Genomic DNA, 20,945 nt, shown 5'->3' with positions numbered 1-20,945 from the left:
CAATCCATTGAGTCAAAGCTGCGATGACCTTACCCCCACGCGGGCCGGATGGCGAACGCCGAGAAGTTACATTTGATGTGTCTGGCGCGATTTCCTGTAGGAGCTGCCGAAGGCTGCGATCTTTTGATCTTGATCTTGAAAAACAGAATCAAAAGATCGCAGCCTTCGGCAGCTCCTACACTGTGCTGGGGTCAGACGGGCTGCAACGGCATGGTCAGTTCGACGCGCAGGCCATCCGGACGGCTGTCGAAATGCAGGGCACAGTCGCAACGCTGGACGATCGCCTGAACAATCGCCAGACCGAGGCCGCAACCGGTGCTTTGACCGTTGCGCCAGAAGCGCTGAGTCAGGTGTTGCAGATCATCCGGCGCGATCCCCGGGCCATGGTCACGCACGACAAAACGTACGCGGTTGCCAATGGTTTCCAGACTCAGCTCGACCGCACAGTCCTCGGGGGTATGACGCAGGGCGTTGTCGAGCAGATTGCGCAGCGCCGCAATCGACAGCACGGCCGGCATCTGCAGCGCTGCAGTGGAAAGCTCGCCTGGCAGTTGCAGTTTGATGCGCAAGCGCTCGCCACCCGTGGCGTCCTGAATCGCCAGGCGTGCCACTTGCTCGGTGCTGCATTGCGAACCGTCATCGAACGACAGACTGCCCTCGACCCGCGCCAGCAACAGCAGTTGTTCGAGGGTGCGATGCAAGCGATCGGCGCCTTCCTCGGCCCGCGCCAGCGACTGATCGCGGGCGCTGCCATCGGTCATGCGCGCGACTTGCAGGTGAGTCTTGATCGCCGTCAGCGGGCTGCGCAGTTCATGCGCCGCGTCACCGGTCAGGCGCCGCTCGCGCTCGATGGTTTTGCCGATGCGTTGAAACAACTGATTTTGCGTTTCAAGCAGCGGCTTCAATTCGCTGGGGAAGGTCTGGATCTGCAGCGGCTCAAGGGAATCGGCATTGCGCCGCATCAACGCTTCACGCAGACGGTTGAGCGGCGCCAGCCCCTGGCCGATACCCAGCCACAACAGGCACAGACAGCCAAGCAATGCCACGCCCACCGGCACCGACGCCGCCAGCAGGATCGACATGTTCAGGGCTTCGCGCTCGATCTGCCGGTCCGCCGTGGTGATGCGCACATCGCCCCGGGCCAGGGTGAAGCTGCGCCATGGTGCACCGTCGATCATCTGATCGTGGAAGCCCATTTTCTCGGCTTCCAGCGCTTGTTCGGGGTTGTTGTGACTGCGCGCGAGGATTTCCCCGCGCAAGGAGCTGACCTGACAGGCCATGCCACCGGGGATATTCAGTTGTTCGGCACTGAAATGGGTGCCCTCGCCTTTGCTCGGCAGGGTCGGCAACTGCTCCAGCAGCCCGGCAACCATGCGCGCCGAGGCGACCAGACGCTGGTCGAGGGAAAACATCATCTGATTGCGCAGGTCACTGAGCATCCAGGCCGCCGCCAGCGCCCAGATGAGCGCAAACGCGGCGCCGAGGGTCAGGCTCAGGCGCAGTCGCAGGCTCATCACTTGCCTTGATCTCCACCGTCAGCCGGGCCGAGGCGATAGCCCAGACCGCGCACCGTTTCGACGATGCCCTTGCCCAATTTGCTGCGCAGGTGATGGATGTGCACGTTCAACGCGTTGCTTTCCAACTCATCGTTGAAGCCGTAGACACTGTCTTTCAACTGCTCGGTGGACAGCACCCGGCCACGATTGTGCAGCAGCGCCTGCAACAGCGATTGCTCACGGCGCGACAAGTCCACCGGTTGCCCGGCCAGGGTGGTTTCGCGGCTGCTCGGATCGTAGGTCAGCGCGCCGTGCTCGATCAGGTTGACGCTGCGTCCGGCGACTCGGCGCAGCAGGGTTTGCAGACGGGCGAACAGTTCACGCAGATCGAACGGCTTGAGCAGGTAATCGTCGGCCCCGGCCTGCAAGCCATCGACACGGTCGGTCACCGAGTCGCGCGCGGTCAGGATCAGCACCGGAATTTCCAGGCCGCTCTGACGCAGTTGTTGCAACAATTTGAGGCCATCTTCGTCGGGCAGGCCGAGATCGAGCACCATCACGTCGAATTCGGCCACTTTGAGCATCGCCCGCGCCTTCGACGCAGTGTTGACGTGCTCAACGGTCAAACCCTGAGCCGTGAGACCGGCGACGATACCGCTGGCGATCAGCTCATCGTCTTCGCAAACCAGTACGTGCATGGGAACTCCGCAGGAAAAACGTCAGTGAAGCAGCCAAGGATTAAGCCGCAATTATGGCCATCATCGGTGCTTACGGGAAGCCGGCCGCAAACGCCTCGGCCGTCCCCGCGGTGCGCAAACCCAAAGCCACCCGGCGTTGAAACTTCCTCCACTAATAAAGAAACAATTCCTCCCTTGTTAGAATCCTCCGATCATTTAGTTTCTGTCCGCCAACTACATACTTTTTTTAAAGGGATTTAATAAACATGCCTCAACTAAAAAACTTCGTCGCTATCGATTGGCGCTCCGGCCCTGACCGTATTTATTTCTTTTTCAAGGACAGCGACACCTATTCCCGATTCGATCTCGGTGACAACGAAGTATCCGCCAACTATCCCGCATCGGTCGGCGCTAGCTGGGACAGCTTTGGCCCCCATGCCAAAGACTTGCGTTTCGGGCTGACAACCACTTCATTCGGCTGGAACACCTCGTCCGATGAGGATATTGCCTGGTTGTTCTTCTACCAGGGAACCACACCCATGGTGTGTAAATATAATCAGGACAAAGACAAGGTCGATGCCTTCTATAAAGTTTCCGATTCAATCTGGAAGCCAATACTGCCCTACTTCGACAAAATCATCGCCGGTACCTGGTTCCAACTAACCGGGCACCCGTTCCTGTTCAGATTCATCCTCAACGACGGGCACTATCTATCGTTTAACTACAAGGCAAAGACCCTGACTTACAAACCCTTCGGGGATTATCAACTTGGCGCGCTGAAACCGTACAAGGACCGCATCATCACGGCAGCGCAAAATGACCGGACTTTCGCCGACAGCTACTGGTACATCTTCCTGACCGATAACCAATACCTGACTTACAACATTCAGTCCGACCGTCTGGTCGCCGGACCGAAAACCATCAATGACCAGAACTGGCCCGGACTGCTGCGAGGCTGATTGGCCGAAGCCCGGAGGGCCTTGTAGGATACGGTTAATTATCGGTTAATCGCCGCTGCCCATTCTGCATCCCATCTGCACAGGGACAAGGCTCCTCCATGCGTCATTTTTTTCTTTTGTTTGCCCTACTGATTTCCAGCCTGGCACAGGCTGGAAACAATCCGTTTGAGACAAAACCGGAATTTCTGCCGGTCGACCAGGCATTCGTACTCACCTCCGAACGCCTGGAATCCGGTGAAACCCAGCTGTTCTGGCAAATCACCGACGGCTATTACCTGTATCAGAAACGCCTGAAACTCGACGGACTGAGCGCAGCACAGCAGCCTGCGCTGCCTGAAGGCGAATCCCACAGCGACGAGTTTTTCGGTGAGCAACCGGTCTATCGCCAAGGGCTGGAAGTGAAAATCCCGGCAACCGCCACAGGCCAGATCAAAGTCAGCTATCAGGGCTGTGCCGATGCCGGCCTGTGCTACCCGCCGCAAACCCGGGTCATCGATCTGGGCGGCAAAGCCGCAGTGGCTGCAAGCGCAGAAGCACCGGATCAGGCGTTGGCCAGTAGTCTGCAACAACGGGCGCTGGGCTGGAGTCTGCTGGTGTTTTTCGGCCTCGGTCTGTTGCTGGCGTTCACCCCGTGCACCTTACCCATGCTGCCGATTCTGGCCGGCATGGTAGTCGGCAGTGGTGCCACCCCGCGTCGCGGTTTCGCGCTGGCCGGCAGTTACGTGATTTGCATGGCGCTGGTGTATGCGGCGATGGGCGTGATCGCTGCGCTGCTCGGCGCGAATCTGCAGGCGTGGTTGCAGAACCCTTGGCTGCTCGGCACGTTCGCCACAATCTTTGTGGTGCTGGCCTTGCCGATGTTCGGTTTCTTTGAACTGCAATTGCCGGTGGCCCTGCGTGATCGTCTTGAACATGCCTCGCGCAGTCGCAGCGGTGGCAGCCTGATTGGCGCCGGGGTGCTCGGTGCGTTGTCCGGTCTGCTGGTCGGGCCTTGCATGACCGCGCCGCTGGCGGGAGCGTTGCTGTATATCGCGCAGAGCGGCAACGCGCTGCACGGCGGTTTGATTCTGTTTTCGCTGGGCATCGGCATTGGTGTGCCATTGTTGTTGCTGGTGACCGTGGGCAATCGCTTCCTGCCCAAGCCCGGCGCCTGGATGAATCTGCTCAAAGGCGTGTTCGGTTTCCTCTTTCTCGCCACGGCGCTGTTGATGTTGCGTCCGGTGCTGGATGCTTCGTTGTGGCTGGGCCTGTGCGGCGCACTGCTGTTGATCGCCGCGTTCTGTGCCTGGAAACAATCCGAAGGTTTTGGCCGCGTCGCGCAGTTGTTCGGCGCCAGTTCGCTGTTGCTCGGGCTGTGGGGCAGTTTGCTGGTGATTGGTGCGGCAGGCGGCAGCGATGATCCGTATCAGCCTTTGCAGGTCTACAGCGCCGGCCGCGCCAGCGCAGCGCAGCCATCGGCTCATGACGCGTTCACCACGATCAAGGAGCCGGCGGCGCTGCAACGCGAACTCGAGGCCGCCAAAGCTCAGGGCCAGTGGGTGCTGCTCGACTACTACGCCGACTGGTGTGTGTCGTGCAAAGTCATGGAGAAGCAGGTGTTCGGCAAGGACAAGGTCATGCAGGCGCTGAGTGATGTACGCCTGCTGCGCCTTGATGTCACTGCCGACAATGCCGCCAGCCGTGAATTGCTCAGCCGCTACAAAGTGCCAGGGCCACCGAGCTTTGTCTGGATCGGCACTGATGGCGAAGAACGCCGCAGCCAGCGCATCACCGGCGAAGTCGATGCCGAGACCTTCCTGCAACGCTGGGCCACCACCCGGGACGCCAATTAATGTTGACTCTCACCCTCGGCACTTTTGCCATCGCGCTTAATCACCTGCTGCTGATCAGTGCCCTGGCGCTGGCGACCTTTGTCGGTTGGCGGGTGGCCAAGCGTGGCGGCGATAACCCCGAGTCGGCATTGTTCAGTCTGTTTCTGCTGGGCATGCTCGCGGCGCGAATTGCCTTTGTGCTGCTGTACTGGTCGCACTATCGCAATGACCCGTGGCAGATCATTGATTTGCGTGACGGTGGTTTCCTCGCCTGGCCGGGTGTGATTGTGTTGCTGCTGGCGGCGCTGTATCGCGGCTGGCGTCGTCCAGGGCTGCGTCGTCCACTGGGCTTTGGCGTGGCCAGCGGCGTGGCGTTCTGGCTGTTGGCGACGTTGTCGTTAAACATCTATGAACAAGGCACCCGACTTCCGGACATCTCTCTGCGCAACGCGGCCGGGGAAACCATCCAGCTCAGCGACTATCAGGGCGGCCCGCTAGTGATCAATCTGTGGGCGACCTGGTGCCCGCCGTGCCGGCGCGAGATGCCAGTCCTGGAGAATGCCCAGCAACAACGTCCGGACCTGACCTTCCTGTTCGTCAATCAGGCCGAAAGCATGCAAAGCGTGGCGACATTTCTTGAGACCCAGGGCCTGAGCCTGAACAACGTGCTGTTCGATCGCAGCGGTCGGCTAGGTCAGGCCGTGGGTTCCATGGCATTGCCCACTACGCTGTTCTACAGCCCTGACGGTAGGCTGCTGAGCAGTCACCTGGGCGAGTTATCCAACGCCAGCCTGGCGCGCGCCTTGGAAAACTTCGACACCCCAACCCCGAATTCGAACCCGGCCACTGCACCGGCCACCTCTGCAAGGAAACTGCCATGCCCCGCCTCCGCCACCTGCTGACGCTGACTCTGGGCAGCGCCCTGCTGCACTTGCCGTCGGTGCAGGCCGCTGAAGAATTGCCTGCGGCGATCAAGCAGATCGAAGCCAAAGGCGCGAAAATCGTCGGTCAGTTCGATGCCCCCGATGGTTTGCGTGGTTATGCGGCGCAGTATCAGAATCGCGGCATGGCGCTGTACCTGACCCCGGATGGCAAGCATGTCATTCTCGGCAATATGTACGACGCCGACGGCAAAGACCTGAGCAGCGAGCCGCTGCAAAAAATGGTGTATGCGCCGATGGCCAAGGAAGTCTGGGCCAAGTTCGAAGCGAGCAACTGGATTCAGGACGGCAACAAGGATGCACCGCGCACCGTGTACCTGTTCAGCGATCCGAACTGCCCTTACTGCAACATGTTCTGGGAACAGGCGCGGCCGTGGGTGAAATCCGGCAAGGTGCAATTGCGGCACATCATGGTCGGGATCATCCGCGAGGACAGCCCGGGTAAATCGGCAGCGCTGCTGGCAGCGAAAGATCCGGCCAAGGCCCTGGAAGATCACGAAAAGGCTGGCAAGGGCAGTTCGCTAAAAGCGCTGAAAAATATTCCAGCGGCTGTGCAGACCAAATTGGCGGCGAACATGCAGTTGATGGAAGACCTGGAATTGCAGGCGACGCCGGCAATCTTCTATATGGATGACAAAGGCGAGTTGCAACAGCAGCAAGGCGCGCCTTCGCCGGACAAGTTGGCGAAGATTCTCGGGCCTAAATAAGCAAAATCAAAAGATCGCAGCCTGCGGCAGCTCCTACATGGAGCGCGTTTTCTGTAGGAGCTGCCGCAGGCTGCGATCTTTTCAACGGCGGTCAGCCAGAAAGGTAAACAGCTCCTCGGTGACAAACTGCGGATTCTCCAGATTGGAGATATGCCCCGCTTCCGGCACCAGTACCCACGGGCAACCGATCAACTCCGCCATTTCCTTTGCTTCCGACGGTGGTCGCGGCTTGTCCTGGTCGCCGCACATGACCAGCGTGGTCGCCGCATTCAACTTGCCCAGACGTGGCAACAAATCATCGCGACCAAAGGTGATACGCCCCATCGGCACGATGCTTTCGCGCAGTCGATCAGACGAATACGCCGCCAGTTTCGCGCGGAAATCCTGATACAGCGCCGACTGCGGATCGATCCCCGGACGGAAGAAAATCGGCACGACGATATCCAGTAATTGCTCGGAGATTTCGCCGGTTTCTTCAATCTGTCTGAACAGCGAGAAGTAGTACTGACGAGTCGGTTCCGGCTCAACGCCGACGTAGGTGTCCATCAGCACCAGACCGTTGATCCGTTGCGGTGCCGACAAAGCCAGACGCACGCCCCACATGCCGCCAACCGACAGCCCGACGAGAGTGACCTGATCGATGTCCAGATGATCGAGCAGGGCCTGCGCCTGACGGGCGATGTCGTCCAGTGAAGTCGTGCCTTCGGGTAACCGCCCCGACTCGCCATGGCCCCACAGATCCAGTGCAATCACCCGATAGTGCGGCGACAACGCGGCAATCTGCGGCGCCCACATGGCCTGGTCCCATAGATAGCTTCCGGCCAGCAACACCGCCGGGCCTGAGCCTTGATCAATGTAATGCAGCGCTTGTCCGTCAACCGTGAAAAAAGGCATCGACCACCCCCGCGACAAAAAAAGAGAACCGGCAGACTGAGGTGCCGGTTCTTTATCGTCAACCTTGGAAATGTACATGAATGTACCGGCCTCATCGCGAGCAGGCTCACGCCTACAGGGAACGCATTCCAAAATGTAGGCCTTCCCCTGCTCGCGATGAGGCCAATGCAGGCGCTAAAGAACTAGAAGCCCTCCAGCTCCGCCATCAGATCATTCAAGCGGTCGACCTTCTCCTCGGTGATGTCACTCGCCGCCAGCCCATCGATGTACTCGGCCAATTCCTCCACCGTGCTGCACTCGAACATCGCCCGCAGCGGCACGTCACGTTGCAGGGTTTTCTGCACCCGCGAGGCGATCTGCGTGGCCAGCAACGAGTGCCCGCCCAGCTCGAAGAAGTTGTCGCGTACACCGACCTTTTCGACCTTTAGCACCTCGGCCCAAATATCAGCCAGCCTCTGTTCAAGATCATTGCGCGGGGCCAGATAATCCTGGCTCTGCAACTGGCCGATCTCCAGCGCGGGCAGGGCTTTGCGGTCGAGTTTGCCGTTGGCGTTCAGCGGCAGCTGATCGAGCCACAACCAGTGCAGCGGCACCATGTATTCCGGCAGTTCGGCGCGCAGGCGCTGTTTGATCCGCTCCAGGCGTTCGCTCGGATTGAGTGCCGAATCGGCCGCAACCAGATAGCCGACCAAGTGCTTGCCATTGACGCCTTCCTGCACACCGACCGCACCATCGCGCACTTCCGGTTGCTCATGCAGACGCGCCTCGATCTCACCCAGCTCGATGCGGTAACCGCGAATCTTCACTTGATGGTCAACCCGGCCAACGTATTCCAGCACACCGTCGCTGCGGCGCCGCGCCAGGTCACCGGTGCGATACAGACGCTCGCCCGGCGCACCGAACGGGTTCGGCACAAACACTGGCGCGGTGCGCAGCGGATCGCTGACATAACCGCGTCCGACGCCCGTACCCGCCACGCACAACTCACCCACCGCGCCCAACGGCACCAGCTCCAGCGCGCCATCGACCAGGTACAGCAAGTTGTTGTCGGTCGGCGTACCGATCGGCAAGTAACTGCCGCGCGTCGACGCCATGTCGACGCGGAAGAACGCTACGTCATCGGAACATTCCGCCGGACCATAAGCGTTGACCAGACCGATGTCCGGGTAACGCAGCAGCCATTGGTGCGCCAGTTCCGGCGGCATCGCTTCACCGGTCGGCAGCATCCAGCGCAGGCCATCCAGACTCAGACGATCCGCGGCGAGCATGCCCTGAATCAGCGATGGCACGCTCTCCAGCACGGTGATGCCCTGCGCCTGCACATGCACCAACAAACCTTGCGGATCGTGGGCAATCGTATTCGGCACGATGTCCACGCGCGCACCGAACAACGGTGCGGCAAGGAACTGCCAGACCGAAATATCGAAGCTTTGCGAAGCGGTCTGGGCGATCACGTCGGCGTCGCTCAAATTCAAGTACGGCACCTTGCTCAACTGGTTGTTGAGCATGCCGCGCTGCTCGACCATCACGCCCTTCGGCAGGCCGGTCGAACCCGAGGTGTAGATCACGTAAGCGAGGTTGTCCGGGCCGCTGTAAATACCCAAATCCTGCGCCGACATCGCCGCCGCTTGTACCTCTTCCCACACCAGCAAGCGTGGGCGATTGGCGCAGCTGAATTCATCCAGTAGCGTCTGCGCCTGTTCAAAACATGCTTTGGAGCAGACCAGCACCGGCGTGCGGCTCAGCTCGATGATGCGTTGCAGACGCTGGCTCGGCAGGCCCGGATCCAGCGGCAGATAACCCGCGCCCGCCTTGAAGCTGCCAATGATCATGCCGAGCAGATCGAGATTACGCTCGGCGAGCAGCGCCACCGGTTGATCCATCTGCACACCGGCCGCGACCAGGGCATGACCGAGACGGTTGGCGTTGTGGTTCAGCTCGGCGTAGCTCTGTTGCTGATCAAGGCACGTCGCGGCGATACGCTGCGGATGCGCAGCGACCTGCTTTTCAAACAGCGCGACGTAGCTTTGGTCCAGCGGATAGTCGTGGGCACTCTGGTTGCAACCGTGCAGCAGGAAGTCCTGTTCTTCTGCACCCAGCAGCGGCAGATCGGCCATGTCGCCATGGAAGCCATCGACCAACGCCAGCAGCAGACGTTTGAACTCGCCGAGCATGCGCTCGATGGTCGATTCGTCGAAGTAGCGCTGGTCGTACGACAGATGCAGACCAAGGTCATCGCCCGGGTAGCACACCGCCGTCAGTGGGAAGTTGGTGTGGGTTCGGCCCGAATCCGAGGTCGCGTTCAGGCTCTGCGCGCGGTCCAGCACCGAGACTTCCACTGGCGCGTTTTCAAAGACGAACAGGCTGTCGAACAGCGGCTGGCCTTTCGGCAGTTCGCTCTGTTCCTGAATGTTCACCAGCGGCAGGTATTCGTACTCGCGCAGCTGCATGTTGCTGTCGAGCAAGCCACTGAGCCACTCACGCACGCTGCTGCGCTGATCGTCCTCAGGCATTTTCACCCGCAGGGCGATGCTGTTGATGAACAGGCCGACGGTGCGCTGCATCTCCGGCATTTCCACCGGACGACCGGCCACGGTCACGCCGAACAGCACGTCACGATCGCCGCTCATGCGGCGCAGCACCAAGGCCCACGCGGCTTGAGCAAACGTGTTGATGGTCAATTGATGCGCCTGCGCCAGTTCCCGCAGACGCGCACCGTCCTCGACATTGAGGCGGGTGTAGCGGTCGCCGACGATCATCCCGCCGCTTTCACCGGCATGTTCGCGCAGGAACGGCCGGTCACTCGGGATCGGCGTGGTGCGCTCGAACCCTTGCAGGTTCTGCTGCCACCACTGCCGCGCTTCGGCCAGGCTCTGGCGTTGCAGCCAGCCGATGTAATCGCGATAACGCGGGGGCATGCTCAATTGTGCTTCGCGACCTTCGCCCAGAGCAGTGTAGATCTCAAAGAAGTCATTCATCAGCAGCGAGCGGCACCAGGCATCGATGAGGATGTGATGGTTGCTCATCATGAACCAGTAACGCGCTGCGCCAACCTTGATCAGGCGCAGGTGAAACGGCGCCTGATTGAGCAGATCGAAACCGGCCTCGCGCTCGTCTTTCAACAGCGCTTGCAGCTTCGGTTCCTGCTCGGCTTCGGCAATGGCGCTCCAGTCCAGATATTCGATTGGCGTACGACCCGGCGTATGAATCACTTGCAGCATGTCTTCGCCGACGTTCCAGCAGAACGACGCGCGCAACGCTTCGTGACGGGCGATCACCGCTTGCCAGGCCTGGGCGAAACGCTCGGCGTCGAGTTCGCTGTTGATGCGGTAACGATCCTGCATGTAGTACAGACCGGTGCCCGGTTCGAGCAACGTGTGCAGCAACATGCCTTCCTGCATCGGCGTCAGCGGATAGACGTCTTCGATGTGCGCGGCCGGCACCGGCAAGGCATCGAGTTGCGCCTGAGTCAGCCTGGCCAGCGGGAAGTCCGACGGCGTCAGGCCACCGGCCTCGTCTTGCAGGCAATGGGTGATCAGGCTTTGCAGCTCGCCGAGGTAGGCATCGGCGAGATCGTTGATAGTCTGCGCCTCGTAACGCTCGGCGCTGAAGGTCCAGCGCAGCAGCAGTTCACCGCCGTAAACCTGACTGTCGATGCTCAGCTCGTTCGGCAATGGCGCCTGCGGATCGTGGGCGGCACCGACCGCTTCATCCAGCGGACGGAACAGCGCATCGCTGCCGAAACTCTGGTCGAACTGGCCGAGGTAGTTGAAGGTCACCGGCGCATGCGGCAGCGCGGCCATGCTGCGCTGGCTGAGATCGTCGGCGAGATAACGCAGCACGCCATAGCCGAGGCCTTTGTGCGGCACCGCGCGCAGTTGCTCCTTGATCGCCTTGATCGAAGCGCCCTGCCCCGCAGCCTCTTCGATATTGTGCGGAGTCAGGCGCAGTGGGTAAGCGCTGGTGAACCAGCCGACGGTGCGGGTCAGGTCGATCTCGTCGAACAGGGTTTCGCGGCCGTGGCCTTCCAGTTGAACCAGCGTCGACGGTTGACCGCTCCAGCGGCACAGCACGCGCGCCAGTGCGGTCAGCAGCAAGTCGTTGACCTGCGTGCGGTAAGCCGCCGGAGCCTGTTGCAGCAACTGTCTGGTGTGCTCGGCATCGAGACGCACGCTGACGGTTTGCGCGTGGCGATTCTGCTGGCCGCCCTGCGGGTTTTCGCAAGGCAGGTCGGCGTTCGGGCCGGCCAGTTGGGTCTGCCACCAGTCGAGTTCTTCGCGCAGGGATTCGCTGCCGGCATAAGCCTGCAAACGCGCCGTCCAGTCCTTGAAGGCACTGGTTTTCGCCGGCAGTTTGACCGACTGCCCGGCGTCGAGTTGGCGGTAAACGGTTTGCACATCGTCGAGCAAGACGCGCCACGACACACCGTCGACGACCAAGTGATGGATCGCGATAAACAGGCGTTGCTGACCTTGCGGGCCATCGACCAGCACAGCGCGGACCAACGGACCTTGTTCCAGGTCGAGGCTGCGCTGGGCATCGGCGAACAGTGCTTCGCACTTGTCCATCGAGGTCACGCGCACTTGCCACAGCACGGCTGCATCGGACACCGGTTGGTGCGTGGCTTGCCACTCGCCGTTGGCCTCGGTAAAGCGCAGACGCAGGGCATCATGCTGCTCGATCACGGCCAACAGCGCCTGCTCCAGACGATGCGCTTCCAGCAGCACGGTCGGTTCCAGCAACAACGCCTGGTTCCAGTGCTGACGCGCAGGAATTTCGGTGTCGAAGAACCAATGCTGAATCGGCGTCAGCGCCGATTCGCCAACCACCAGACCTTGCTCGGCCATCACCTGCTCGGTGCGACTGGCCACGGCGGCGAGGGTCTGCACGGTCTGATGCTGGAACAGATCACGCGGGCTGAAATGAATGCCTTGCTGCCGTGCACGACTGACCACTTGAATCGACAGAATCGAGTCGCCGCCGAGTTCGAAGAAGTTGTCGTTGAGGCCGACCTGTTCGACGTTGAGCACTTCGCACCAGATCTGCGCCAAGGTCTGTTCCAGCTCATTACTTGGGGCAACGTAGTCCTGACGATTCAACTCAGGATCCGGCGCCGGCAAGGCGCGGCGGTCGAGTTTGCCGTTGGCGGTCAGCGGCATGCTCGCCAGCAGAATCAGGTGCGTCGGCACCATGTAATCCGGCAGTTGCGCCTTGAGGTGCGACTTGAGGGCGTCGCGCAGTTCAGCCTGATTGGCTTCGCTTTGCTCGGCGATTTCGGTGACGAGGTAACCGACCAATTGCTTGCCGCTCGGCGCGTCGAGGGCGAGCACCACGGCTTCGCGGATCGAGTCGTGATCGAGCAGGCGCGTTTCGATTTCGCCCAGCTCGATACGGAAACCACGGATCTTCACCTGATGGTCGATCCGGCCCAGGTATTCCACCAAACCATCGGCACGCTGGCGCACCAGGTCGCCGGTGCGGTACATGCGCCCGCCATCGGTGGCGAACGGGTCAGCGACAAAACGTTCGGCGGTGATGCCCGGACGATCGTGATAGGCGTCTGTGCCAGACCGGCGCCGCCGACGAACAACTCACCGGTCGCACCTTGCGGCACCAACGCCAGATCGGCGTCGAGAATGTACGCCACGCGCGCACCGATCACGCTGCCGATCGGCACACTGCCGGCGCCCTCTTCCAGCACCTCCGGCGCCAGACTGGCCAAGGGCATGACCACGGTTTCGGTCGGGCCGTAGGCGTTGAAGAACATCGCCGGTTTGAACGCCGCACGAACGCGCTGCAGGTGTTCACCGGTCAACGCTTCGCCGCCAGTGATGATCATCCGCACCGGGAGGATTTCGTTTTGCGTCGAGAGGAACTGCGCCAACTGGCTACCGTAGCTCGGGGTAAAACCGAGCACGTTGATTTTATGCGTGCGGATCAAACCGCAGATCTCTTCCGCGTCCCACTGACCTTGCGCACGCAACACCACCTGCGCGCCGCTGAGCAGCGGCACCAGCAGACGCTCGGTGGCGGCGTCGAAGTTGATCGAATAGAAGTGCAGTTCGCAATCGTCCGGGCGCATGCCGAAACGCTCGATCACGGCTTGGCAGTGCATGGCGATTTCGCCGTGGGAGACCACCACACCTTTCGGCTTGCCAGTCGAACCCGAGGTGTAAATCAGGTACGCCTGATGCTGCGGCAGGCTGATAAATGGCAGCTCAGTGGCCGGGTAAGCGGCGAGTGCTGCGCTGTCATCTTCCAGGCACCAACGCGTCACGCTTGGCGGCAGATCGCCGAGGGCCTGGAACATCGCGCGATCGCTGAGCAGCAAACCGATGCGGCTGTCGTCGATCATGTAATGCAGACGGTCGAGCGGGTATTCCGGGTCCAGCGGCACATACGCACCGCCAGCCTTGAGAATCGCCAGCAAGCCGATGACCATTTCCAGCGAACGCTCCAGCGCCAGACCGACGCGCACTTGCGGGCCGACGCCACGCTCACGCAAGGCCCAGGCCAAGCGATTGGCGCGGGCGTCGAGTTCGGCGTAGCTCAGGGTCTGCCCGGCGAAGGTCAGGGCCGGCGCGTCTTTGCGTGCCAGCGCCTGTTCGGCGAACAGGTGATGAATGCACTGGTCGAGACGATGCTCGCCCGGCTCGATACCGAGGCTGTCGAGCAGTTGCTGTTGCTCGGGTTGATCGAGCAGCGGCAATTCGCTGAGGCGTTGTTGTGGATCGGCGATCAACGCTTCGAGCAGGTTGCGCCAATGCTTGGCCATGCGCGCGATGGTCGGCTCGTCGAACAGATCGGTGCTGTAAGTCAGGCAGCAACCGAGGCGATGGTCGAGGTCGGTGACTTCCAGGTTGAGGTCGAACTTGGTCGCCCGCGCATCGTTGGCCAGATATTCGACGGTCATACCGGCGAGCATGCGGCTCTGCTGGAATTCCCAGCGCTGCACGTTGCACATCACCTGGAACAGCGGGTTGTACGCGGCGCTGCGTGGCGGCTGCAAGGCTTCAACCAGATAATCGAACGGCAGATCCTGATGCGACTGGCCTTCGATCACGGTGTGACGCACCTGCTCGAACAATTCGCCGACCGACATCATGCCGTCGAGCTGGCAACGCAGCACTTGGGTGTTGAGGAACGCACCGATCAGCCCTTCGCTTTCCGGGCGGATGCGGTTGGCCACCGGTGCGCCGATGCGCAGATCGGTCTGGCCGCTGTAGCGGTAAAGCAGGGTGGCGAGTGCGGCGGTCATGGTCATGAACAGGGTCAGACCGTTTTGCGCATTGAACGCACGAACCCGCGCGGCAAGATCGTCGCTCAGATCGAAACGGAACAGCTCACCCTGATGGCTTTGCACCGGTGGACGCGGGCGGTCGCCCGGCAACTCCAGCAATGGATGCTCACGACCGAGTTGCGCGGTCCAGTAGTCGAGTTGGCGCTGACGCTCGCCGGATTCCAGCCAGTTGCGCTGCCAGACGCTGTAGTCGAGGTACTGCACCGGCAGCGGCTCAAGCGGCGAATCACGGTCATCGACAAACGCTTCGTAAAGCGCACTGAGTTCGCGGGCGAAAATATCCATCGCCCAGCCTTCGGTGACGATGTGGTGCAGAGTCAGGACAAAGTAATGCTCCTGCTCGGAGGTCTTCACCAGACAGGCGCGTAGCAGCGGGCCGGTTTCCAGATCGAACGGCAGATGCGCCTCTTCGTCGGCGAATTGCTGAACCTTTTGCTCGCGCACATCGGCGGCGGACTTGGAGAAGTCCTTCCAGCCCATGCGCACACCAGTCTCGGCATGCACCTGCTGACGGGCGACGCCGTCGACGCTCGGGAATGTGGTGCGCAGGGTTTCGTGACGCAGGATCAGCGCTTGCAACGCCGACTCAAAACGCTCGACATGCAACACGCCACGCAGACGCGCCATGCCGCCGACGTTATACGCCGGGCTGTCCGGCTCCATCTGCCAGAGGAACCACATGCGCTGTTGCGAGTAGGACAACGGCACCGGTTTGCTGCGGTCAACCTTGTCGATCGGCGGCTGTTTGTTGGTGCGGCCACTGGCCTGGATCAGGCGGATCTGTTCGGCGAAATCACCGAGTTCGCTGTGCTCGAACAAGGCCCGCAACGGCAGTTCGACGTCACAGGCCTGACGGGTGCGCGAGATGATTTGCGTGGCCAGCAGCGAGTGACCACCGAGGGCGAAGAAGTCGTCGCGCAGACCGACTCGTGCCAGACCGAGCACTTCGCGCCAGATCGCGGCGATCTGTTGTTCCAGTTCAGTTACCGGCTCGACGTGTTCACGCACTTGCCATTGCGGTTCGGGCAAGGCGCGGCGGTCGAGTTTGCCGCTCGGGCTCAGGGGCATTGCGTCCAGACGCATCAGTTGCGCCGGAACCATGTATTCCGGCAGCTCGGCGGCCAGCGCGGTTTTCAGGCGAGCAATTTGCTCATCCTGATCTTCGCTGGCCTCAAGGGCGGTGAAGTAGCCAATCAACTGCGCACCGGCAGCGGTTTCGCGCACCAGCACCACGGCTTGAGCGACGCCGTCCTGGGCGAGCAGACGAGCTTCGATCTCTTCCGGTTCAACGCGGAAGCCACGCAGTTTGACTTGCTGATCGAGGCGACCGAGGTATTCGATCACGCCATCAGAGGTCCAGCGCGCACGGTCACCGGTACGGTACAACCGCGCGCCCTGCTCGCCCATTGGATCGACGACAAAACGTTCTGCGGTCAACGATGGACGGCCGAGGTAGCCGCGAGCCAGACCGATACCGCTGATGCACAGTTCACCCGGCACACCGGCCGGCACTGGATTGAGATCGGCTTCAAGCACGCGGCAAATCACATTGCCCAACGGACGACCGATCGGCGAACGTTCGCCATCGGCAGAGGTGCAGTGCCAGTGGGTGACGTTGATCGCGGTTTCGGTCGGGCCGTAACGGTTGTGCAATTGCACTGCTGGTAGTTGCGCGATTACGCGATTGCGCAATTCGGCAGGCAGCGCTTCACCGCCGGAGAACACGCGGCGCAGGCTGGTGCACTCGGCGCTCAGCGGTTCGTCGATAAACAGCGAGAGCAGCGGCGGGACAAAGTGCAGGGTAGTCACGCCATAGGCTTGAACCAGTTGCGCGATGCGATGCGGATCGCGGTGTTCACCGGGACCGGCGATCAACAGACGCGCACCGGTGATCAGCGGCCAGAAGCATTCCCACACCGACACATCGAAACTGATCGGCGCCTTTTGCATCAGCACATCGGTTTCGTTGAGCGCGTAAGCGTTCTGCATCCATTGCAGACGTTCGGCCAGCGCGGCGTGAGTGTTGCCGACGCCTTTAGGTTGGCCGGTGGAGCCCGAGGTGTAAATCACGTAGGCGAGGTTGTCGCCGTGCAGGTGCAAACCCGGCGCCTGGCTCGGCCAGTTTTCCAGGTGCAAGGCGTCCATGGCGATGACGCTGACGCCGTCGCTGGCCGGCAAACGGTCGAGCAATTCGGTCTGGGTCAGTAGCAGTTCGACACCGCTGTCGCTGAGCATGTAAGCCAGTCGATCGGCCGGGTATTCCGGGTCCAGCGGCACATAAGCGCCGCCGGCCTTGATGATCGCCAGCAGGCCAATCAACAGTTGTGGCGAACGCTCGGCGGCGATAGCCACGCAAACGTCGGGGCCGACGCCTTTGTCGCGCAAATAGTGCGCGAGGCGGTTGGCCTGAGCGTGCAGTTCAGCGAAGTCGAGGCTGCCACCGTCCCACACCAGCGCGGTGCGTTCCGGGGTCAGCCGCGCTTGCTCGTTGAGCAGTTCCGGTAGCCATTGTTGCGCTGGGGTGCATGGCGCGACGCTCCAGTTTTTCTGCTGATCGTGCTCGGTGGTGGTCAGCAGTTGCAGATCACCGATGGCTTGTTGCGGGCGCTCGCAGACTTCGCGCAGCAGGTTGCTGAAGTGCTCGGCAAGACGTTCGATGGTCGCGGCGTCAAACAATTCGCTGGCATAGTCGAACGACAAGGTCAGCCGGCCACTACGGTCTTCTTCGCTGTGCAGTTGCAGGTCGAACTTGGCTTCGCGGCTGTGCCACGGCAGTTCTTCGGCGAGCAGACCCGGCAGGCGCTTGAGCGCGCTCAGATCGCGCTGTTGGTGATTGAACATGACCTGGAACAGGCCTTGTTCGCGGGCTTGCGGGAAGGCCTCGAGCAGTTGTTCGAAGGGCAGATCCTGATTCGCTTGCGCACCGAGTGCAGCTTGACGGGTCTGGGCCAGCAGCTCGACAAACGACTGGCGCGAATGAATTTCTGCACGCAGCACTTGGGTGTTGATAAAGAAGCCGATCAGACCTTGGGTTTCCAGGCGTGGACGGTTGGCATTGGGCACGCCGATGCGGATATTGCGCTGACCGCTGTAACGGTGCAGCAGGCTCTGGAATGCCGAGAGCAGCAGCATGAACGGTGTCGACTCGTGAGCCTGAGCCGTGTTGCGGATCGCATCGCTGAGGCTGACACCCAGACGCACAGTGTGGCGTGCTGCGCTGCGATTTTTTTGCGCCGAACGTGGATGATCAGTGGCCAGTTCCAGCGTTGGATGTTCCTCACCCAGCTGCGCTTTCCAGTATGTCAGTTGTCGCTCGCCCTCACCCTGTGCCAACCATTGGCGCTGCCAACTGCCGTAGTCAGCGTATTGAGTTGGCAGTGGCGCGAGGTTGGCGGCCGTCCCTTGCGAGGCGGCGGCGTACAGGCGCGAGAATTCGTCGATCAATACGTTCAGCGACCAGCCGTCGGCGATGATGTGGTGCAGGGTCACGAGAAGTTGGTGATCTTCGTCGTCGAGACGCACCAGCGTCACCCACAGCAGCGGGCCTTTTTCCAGGTCGAACTGGGTGCGCGCTGCGTCTTCGCGGATTTGTTGAGCGCGGGTTTCGCGCTCATGCACCGGCAGGTCGCTGATGTCGATCAGTTGCAGGTTGAATTCGGCGGCGGCATCGACTTTTTGCAGAGCGACGCAGTCGCGCTCGAAGAAGCGGGTGCGCAGCGATTCGTGGCGTTCGATCAGTTGCTGGAAGCTGGCGCGCAAGGCGTCTTCATCGAGTTCGCCGCGCAAGCGCAGGCCGCCGGGAATGTTGTAGGCGCTGCTTTGCGGGTCGAGTTGCCAGGTGATCCACAAGCGGTTTTGCGCCAGCGATTGCGGCATCGGCTCGCTGCGCGATAGCGTGGTGATTGCGCCTTGGGCACTGCCGCCGTCCTGTTGCTGTTGCGCCACGGCTGCGGCGAACTCGGCCAGCGTCGGCGCTTCGAACAGCAGACGCAGGTTCAGCTCAAGGCTGAGTTCCTCGCGAACCCGGGCGATCACCTGCGTGGCGGCGATCGAGTTGCCGCCGAGCAGGAAGAAGTGGTCGTCGGCGTTGACCTGTTTGACGTTGAGTTGCTCGGCCCAGATCTTGCCGATCAAGGCTTCGAGTTCCGAGCCGATGGTGGTCGACTCTTGAGTTTCGGATGCAGTCGACGGGAACACCGCGTAGCTGTCGAGGCTGCCATCGGCCAGACGATTGCGGCACGCGGAGCGTTGCAATTTGCCGCTGGAGGTTTTCGGCAGCGCGCCCGGATTGAGCAGTACCACCACGCTCGGCGCTTCCTGATAAGCCTCGGCCACGGCTTGGCGAATGGCTTTGATCAGGGCTTCCGGCGGCAGGATTTTTTGCACGCTGCGGCTGATTTCCGCGGCGATGCCGATGCCCTCTTCACCCTTCTGATTGACCGCGAACGCAGCGACGCGACCCTTGCGCACCACCTCCACTTCGTTTTCGACGGTCTTCTCGATGTCCTGCGGATAGAGGTTATGCCCACGCACGATCAGCATGTCTTTCAGGCGCCCGGTGATGAACAGCTCACCGTCGCGCATGAAGCCCAGGTCACCGGTGCGCAGCCAGGTGCGGCCAGCGTGCTGAACGAAAGTCTTGGCGCTGGCTTCGGGGTTGCGCCAGTAACCGTAGGCGATGCTCGGGCCGGCAGCCCAGACTTCACCGACAGCGTTGTCGGCCAGTTCTTCGAGACTGCTCGGCTCGACGATCAGCACGGCGTGTTCCGGCTGGCTGATGCCGCAACTCATGATCGGACTGCCCTCGCCCGGCTCGGCGCGGTTTTGCGCCAGCGCCTGATCGTCCACGCGCAGTGCCGGGATGCCAGTGCCGCGCGGGGTGCCGGCGACGAATAGCGTCGCTTCGGCCAGACCGTACGAGGCCATGAAACTGGTTTCGCTGAAACCGCTCGCCGCGAACTTCTCGGCGAAGCGTTCGAGGGTGTCGAGACGGATTGGCTCGGAGCCGGAATAGGCTACACGCCAGCGGCTCAGATCCAGACGCTCAAGGGCTGATTCACTGACCCGTTCGCTGCACAAACGATAGGCGAAGTCCGGCCCGCCGCTGATGGTGCCGCCGTACTCGCTGATCGCTTCCAGCCAGCGCAACGGCCGGCCGAGGAAGTAGGCCGGCGACATGAGAATGCACGGCACGCCGCTGAAGATCGGCTGCAACAGACCGCCGATCAACCCCATGTCGTGATACAGCGGCAACCAGCTGACGATCACATCATCCGGATTTACATCGATGCCAAAACCGTGACGGATCAACAGTTCGTTGGCTACCAGATTGCCGTGGCTGACCTGTACGCCTTTGGGCAGTGCGGTGGAGCCGGAGGTGTATTGCAGGAACGCGATGTGATCTTGCGGCAGGCTTGGTTCAACCCAGTTTTCGGCCAGCGTTCGGTCGAGGGTGTCGACACACAGCAACGGCGGCGCGCCTTCGATCTGCTGCAAGGCGTCGCGCAGGTCGGCGCTGGTCAACAGCAGACGCGGTTCGGCGTCGGCAATGATCGACAGCAAACGCTCCTGGTGGTGGCGACGCGCGGACTCCGGCGGATAGGCCGGCACCGCGATCACGCCGGCGTACAGGCAACCAAAAAACGCCGCGACGTAATCCGGGCCACTGGGAAACAGCAGCACCGCGCGATTACCGAATTCAGTATCAGCCTGTAACGCGGCGGCGATCATGCGTGCACGTTGATCCAGCTCGCGATAACTGAGCACCACAGCCTGCTCCGGGTTTTCAGCGAGAAAACGCAAGGCCAGCCGATCCGGCGTCAGGGTCGCGCGGCGCTGGAGGGCTTGGACCAGGGTGCTGGGGAGTTCGAACGCGTCGGTCATGAGGTTTCCTGCCTGAATTCGGCTTGCTAATGGAATCGGGTTGCTGCGTCACGCCCCTCGAAGGGCATGCAGGGCGCGGTCTGTGCCGACCGCGCAAGGCATCGGAATGCTGTCTGGCCGGGACTGTGCGCCCGGAACCATTCACCAATGAGAACGGATGACGTCTTGAAATAATTAGTCGGCAGGCTCCATCGCCAATGGGGCCGGGGTGTGGCGGCGTGTCGCAGTTCTCAGAACGCACCTTTGTGGCGCATTACTTCTCTTTCTCAATTGACAA

At 61.4% G+C, this 20,945-nt stretch carries 7 protein-coding genes and 1 pseudogene; 4 read left to right on the top strand and 4 right to left on the bottom strand.

Features of this window, described 5'->3' with window-relative positions; genetic code table 11:
• Positions 1 to 191: 191 nt before the first annotated feature.
• A complete protein-coding gene (locus tag ACOYXE_RS02535; RefSeq protein ID WP_460927556.1) occupies positions 192 to 1,514 on the bottom strand; it encodes an ATP-binding protein in 1,323 nt (440 codons plus the stop codon).
• Complete coding sequence (locus ACOYXE_RS02530) at positions 1,514 to 2,194, bottom strand: response regulator (RefSeq protein ID WP_007908710.1); 681 nt, start codon at positions 2,192 to 2,194, stop codon at positions 1,514 to 1,516. Before ACOYXE_RS02530 ends, ACOYXE_RS02535 begins: the two co-directional genes overlap by 1 nt.
• 245 nt (positions 2,195 to 2,439) lie before the next feature.
• Between ACOYXE_RS02530 and ACOYXE_RS02525 the strand changes: the two genes are divergently transcribed.
• From ACOYXE_RS02525 to dsbG, 4 genes are all read left to right on the top strand, one after another.
• Complete coding sequence (locus ACOYXE_RS02525) at positions 2,440 to 3,132, top strand: hypothetical protein (RefSeq protein WP_405123151.1); 693 nt, start codon at positions 2,440 to 2,442, stop codon at positions 3,130 to 3,132.
• A 98-nt stretch (positions 3,133 to 3,230) separates the two neighbouring features.
• Entirely contained in the window at positions 3,231 to 4,964 is a 1,734-nt protein-coding gene (gene dsbD / locus ACOYXE_RS02520; protein ID WP_405123150.1) for a protein-disulfide reductase DsbD, read from the top strand.
• Complete coding sequence (locus tag ACOYXE_RS02515) at positions 4,964 to 5,845, top strand: TlpA disulfide reductase family protein (protein WP_160058869.1); 882 nt, start codon at positions 4,964 to 4,966, stop codon at positions 5,843 to 5,845. The genes dsbD and ACOYXE_RS02515 overlap by 1 nt, the downstream gene beginning before the upstream one ends.
• Positions 5,821 to 6,591, top strand: a complete 771-nt coding sequence (dsbG, locus tag ACOYXE_RS02510) for a thiol:disulfide interchange protein DsbG (protein WP_405123148.1) — start codon at positions 5,821 to 5,823, stop codon at positions 6,589 to 6,591. The genes ACOYXE_RS02515 and dsbG overlap by 25 nt, the downstream gene beginning before the upstream one ends.
• A gap of 81 nt (positions 6,592 to 6,672) precedes the next feature.
• On the opposite strand, the gene ACOYXE_RS02505 is transcribed toward dsbG, so the two are convergent.
• Both ACOYXE_RS02505 and ACOYXE_RS02500 read right to left on the bottom strand, forming a co-directional pair.
• Positions 6,673 to 7,485, bottom strand: a complete 813-nt coding sequence (locus ACOYXE_RS02505; protein WP_160058871.1) for an alpha/beta fold hydrolase — start codon at positions 7,483 to 7,485, stop codon at positions 6,673 to 6,675.
• 182 nt (positions 7,486 to 7,667) lie between these two features.
• Positions 7,668 to 20,668, bottom strand: a pseudogene (locus tag ACOYXE_RS02500) (non-ribosomal peptide synthetase).
• Positions 20,669 to 20,945: the final 277 nt, after the last annotated feature.

Source organism: Pseudomonas sp. MC6, from assembly GCF_054790575.1.
The sequence above is the reverse complement of the archived record's forward strand: the minus strand, read 5'-3'. Positions and strand labels throughout refer to the sequence as shown.

Excerpts from the sequence above, each read along its gene's own strand:
- ACOYXE_RS02535 (WP_460927556.1), bottom strand. The coding sequence starts at position 1,514 with ATGAGCCTGCGACTGCGCCTGAGCCTGACCCTCGGCGCCGCGTTTGCG.
- ACOYXE_RS02530 (WP_007908710.1), bottom strand. The coding sequence starts at position 2,194 with ATGCACGTACTGGTTTGCGAAGACGATGAGCTGATCGCCAGCGGTATC.
- ACOYXE_RS02525 (WP_405123151.1), top strand. The coding sequence starts at position 2,440 with ATGCCTCAACTAAAAAACTTCGTCGCTATCGATTGGCGCTCCGGCCCT.
- dsbD (WP_405123150.1), top strand. The coding sequence starts at position 3,231 with ATGCGTCATTTTTTTCTTTTGTTTGCCCTACTGATTTCCAGCCTGGCA.
- ACOYXE_RS02515 (WP_160058869.1), top strand. The coding sequence starts at position 4,964 with ATGTTGACTCTCACCCTCGGCACTTTTGCCATCGCGCTTAATCACCTG.
- dsbG (WP_405123148.1), top strand. The coding sequence starts at position 5,821 with ATGCCCCGCCTCCGCCACCTGCTGACGCTGACTCTGGGCAGCGCCCTG.
- ACOYXE_RS02505 (WP_160058871.1), bottom strand. The coding sequence starts at position 7,485 with ATGCCTTTTTTCACGGTTGACGGACAAGCGCTGCATTACATTGATCAA.